The 3360-nt window shown below is 25.6% G+C and carries 6 protein-coding genes and 1 rRNA gene; 6 read left to right on the plus strand and 1 reads right to left on the minus strand.

The annotated features are described in order from the left end of the window. The first annotated feature begins 14 nt into the window (after nt 1-14). Nucleotides 15-131, plus strand: a 5S ribosomal RNA gene (rrf, locus tag ACRDDY_RS15345). Nucleotides 132-155: 24 nt separating this feature from the next. On the opposite strand, the gene ACRDDY_RS15350 is transcribed toward rrf, so the two are convergent. Continuing rightward, the gene (locus ACRDDY_RS15350) at nt 156-539 is read right to left on the minus strand and encodes a rhodanese-like domain-containing protein (protein WP_438565813.1); all 384 of its coding nucleotides are present in this window, start codon (nt 537-539) and stop codon (nt 156-158) included. 237 nt (nt 540-776) lie between these two features. On the opposite strand from ACRDDY_RS15350, the gene ACRDDY_RS15355 reads away from it, so the two are divergent. From ACRDDY_RS15355 to ACRDDY_RS15375, 5 genes are all read left to right on the plus strand, one after another. After that, nucleotides 777-1532 carry a YdcF family protein gene (locus ACRDDY_RS15355; protein ID WP_438565814.1) on the plus strand — a complete coding sequence of 252 codons (756 nt, stop codon included), beginning with the start codon at nt 777-779 and terminating at the stop codon, nt 1530-1532. A gap of 53 nt (nt 1533-1585) precedes the next feature. Continuing rightward, nucleotides 1586-1864, plus strand: coding sequence for a DUF1653 domain-containing protein (locus ACRDDY_RS15360; protein WP_438565815.1), 279 nt, complete (start codon nt 1586-1588; stop codon nt 1862-1864). 163 nt (nt 1865-2027) lie between these two features. After that, nucleotides 2028-2483 carry a LytTR family DNA-binding domain-containing protein gene (locus tag ACRDDY_RS15365; RefSeq protein ID WP_438565816.1) on the plus strand — a complete coding sequence of 152 codons (456 nt, stop codon included), beginning with the start codon at nt 2028-2030 and terminating at the stop codon, nt 2481-2483. Next, nucleotides 2473-2886, plus strand: a complete 414-nt coding sequence (locus ACRDDY_RS15370) for a hypothetical protein (RefSeq protein ID WP_438565817.1) — start codon at nt 2473-2475, stop codon at nt 2884-2886. The genes ACRDDY_RS15365 and ACRDDY_RS15370 overlap by 11 nt, the downstream gene beginning before the upstream one ends. Before the next feature lie 64 nt (nt 2887-2950). Continuing rightward, nucleotides 2951-3360, plus strand: a 410-nt coding sequence (locus ACRDDY_RS15375; RefSeq protein WP_438565818.1) for a hypothetical protein, incomplete at its 3' end; no start/stop codon positions are given.

A 3360-nucleotide genomic window follows, 5' to 3' on the forward strand; every position in this document is an offset into this window, starting at 1 on the left:
GAATAATCTGAATATTTGGTGATGATGGCATAGAGGGTACACTCCTTCCCATTCCGAACAGGAAAGTTAAGCTCTATAACGCCGATGGTACTGCACGGGTGACTGTGTGGGAGAGTAGGAAGTTGCCAAGTGAAAACAAGAAAAAAAGCTAGTAGTTAAACTACTAGCTTTTTTTGTTCTCTTTTATAAATTGGCTTTAAGCCACCTAGAAGTATTTTGCAATTTGGTATTCCAAGGTACTTTGCGTATAAAAATACTATAGGACTTCGGAGTCTTCCGCGAGAACAAGCAATTATAATTGGCTTTTGTTTATTATTTGAAATTGTTAAAAGTTGCTCTTTGAAGTAGGATTTATTTTTAAGTAATGAATTTATGATAATAAAAAGTGCACATGGATAAAACTTTTTTATTTTTTTATGTTGTAATTCATCTATTATTGGAAGATTATATTTAAAAAGATACATTTGATTGAATTCAGATTTACTTCTAACATCAATAGTTTCTTCATTAGTGATATTATTATATTTAATAAAAATCATAATAAACCTCTGAAAATTCTTTTATATTAAATATATTATTAGAACATGGATATTGTGAGAGAAAAAAATTATTTTTAAAATTAAGTTGTATTAAAAGAATAGTAGAGAGAAATTAGTGGGAAAAGTTTTAATAAAACTAGAATTGAAATGTTAAAATTAGGTATAATAAGATAAGGAAAATTTATTTCTAGAGAGATGAGTGAAAAAGTAAATAGAACTGAAAAGGGAGAGTAGGCTATGATATTTGTATGGGGAATTTTAGGGGTACTTGCCATAGGATATTTTTTGGTGATTAATATACTTGGGGGAAGAGTTTATTTTAGTGAAGTTTTTCTGATTATTGGAATAATAGCATTAATAATATGCTTTAAGTATAATTACATTTTGAATATTTCATTTGTAAGAAGATATCTTAAGATATTTAAGGGTATAATGTATATAGGAATTGCAGCATTCATTTTAATTGAAGGTGCTATATTAATTTATCCTAAAAAGAGCTTGGAAAAGGCAGATTTAGTGATAGTCCTTGGTGCAGGGTTAAAAGGAGTGGTTCCAAGTTTAACTTTAAAACATAGATTAGATGCTACAATACAATATCTTAATAAGACAGGATATGATGGAGAAATTGTAGTAAGTGGAGGGCAAGGACCGGGAGAGGATATTACTGAAGCTGAAGCTATGAAATCATATTTAGTTAAAAATGGGGTTAATGCTGATAGAATAATTAAGGAAGATAAATCTACAAGTACATCTGAAAATTTAGAGTATTCTAAAGAGGTAATAAGTAAAGAATTAAATAAAAATGTTAGTAAGGAGTTGAATACTACAATTATAACAACAGATTTTCATGCTATGAGAAGTAATATGTTAGCTAAGAGAAAGAATTATTATAATATTAATCTATATACAAGTAGTACTGAGTGGTATTTGATACCTAATATGTATTTAAGAGAATTTTTTGCATTTACTAAATCAATGATATTTGATAGGTAGAGTAAAGTGTTATATTATAAAATAAATAAGTAGATAAAGAATGGAGAATACGAATGGAAAGAAATTTTGAAGATCTTAAAGGAAAAGTGGTAAAACATTTCAAGGGAAAATTATATTTAGTAATAGATTTAGTTGTTCATAGTGAAACACAATCGGAGATGGTTTTATATAAAGCGCTTTATGGTGATTTTAGATTATTTGTAAGACCTAAAGATATGTTTTTAAGCCAAGTTGATAAAGAAAAATATCCAGAGGTAAAACAAAAATATAGATTTGACTTATTAACTGAAGGTGATATGGAGAATATAAAAACTATATTAATAGAAAAATAAGTTGAATAACGGGGCATGGTAAAAAGATTAAATATACCATGTCTATTTTTTTGAAGTTTTATACTATTAAACCGGTTAGTAGAATTAAAAGACCACTTAATGAAAATTAGATTAAAAATAGAATAAAAAGATATATACTAAATTTAAAGAAAGGAGTGTAAGGATGAAAATAAAATTTGATGTAAATAAAGTTTATAAAGAAATAGAAATATTGATAAAAACATCAAGTATGAATAAGCAAGTTTATGGAATTGTAGAAAGAATAAAAAATGAAGATATTGAGTTTATTGGAAGAAAAGATGATAAGACATTTATTGTAAAGGTAGAAGAGATAGTTAGATTTTATAGTGATGAGCAAAAAGTTATGTTTGACACAATAGAGATGTCTTTAGAAGTTAAAAATAAGCTATATGAGATAGAAGAAATATGTTCAAATAATTCATTTATTAGAGTATCTAAGTTTGCTATTGTCAATGTAAAAAAAATAAAAAATATAGAAGCAAGAAATGGTGGACTTGTAATTAATTTAGAGAATGATAAATTAGAACCTATATCAAGAAGATATGTAAAAAAAGTAAAAGAATTTATAGGAATGGGAGGGAGAGAAAATGTTTATTAAGGAATACCTTAGATGTTTTAAGAAGGCTATACCAATTGGAATAATAGTAGGACAAGTTATTATGTTTTTTCAAATTATAGAAAGTAAGTCTTTAGATATGAAGCAATTTTTATTATTTAACTTAGTGCCTATTATAAGTCTTGGGTATCTATTTACTTGTGAATATATGTATTCGTTAGAAATGTGGTCATTGAAAAAAAAGGCTATAGTACAAACTATACTATTAGTACCACTATATTTAATATATATAAAACTTAATATTATAGCATGGCAAATAATTTTAGTATTAAATATAATCTGGATAATTATAGTGATTATTAGAGATAGAATCAGAATGAAAAAAGATATTGAGGAAGCTATAGAATTAAATAAATTATTAGAGAAATGGAAAGAAAATAATTAAAGAGAATTAAAGTTAATTAGCTTTTAAATTAATTATAGAATATAATTAAAGGAGGATATATAATATGGAAACTAAAGAAAAAAATAGAAAAATAGATTTTAAAAAATTAAAAACTGAAGCTAAAAAGATGAATACATCAGGAGGAAAGGGAAGTCTTGGAATTGATCAAGTTTTAATGGTAATATTGTTAGTCACAATACCGGCTGGAATTTCTGAGATTCCATATGTATTATTAACAAAATGGAATTCATCTATATATACTGAAGTTTGTGGATTAATTGTTATGTGTTTAATACAAGCACCTTTTATAACTGCATTTTATTTAAATATTATTAGAATGATAAAAAGAGGAAAGATAGAGATTAATTTACCTATTACTAAGAAGGCATTAATCATAACATTTATTACTCAACTTATAGGGTATATAATAGGAAATGACTTATTTAAAGGAAGTATTTTAAGTAAGGCTATATG

The sequence above is a fragment of the Clostridium sp. genome, assembly GCF_051656525.1.
GTDB lineage: Bacteria > Bacillota > Clostridia > Clostridiales > Clostridiaceae > Clostridium.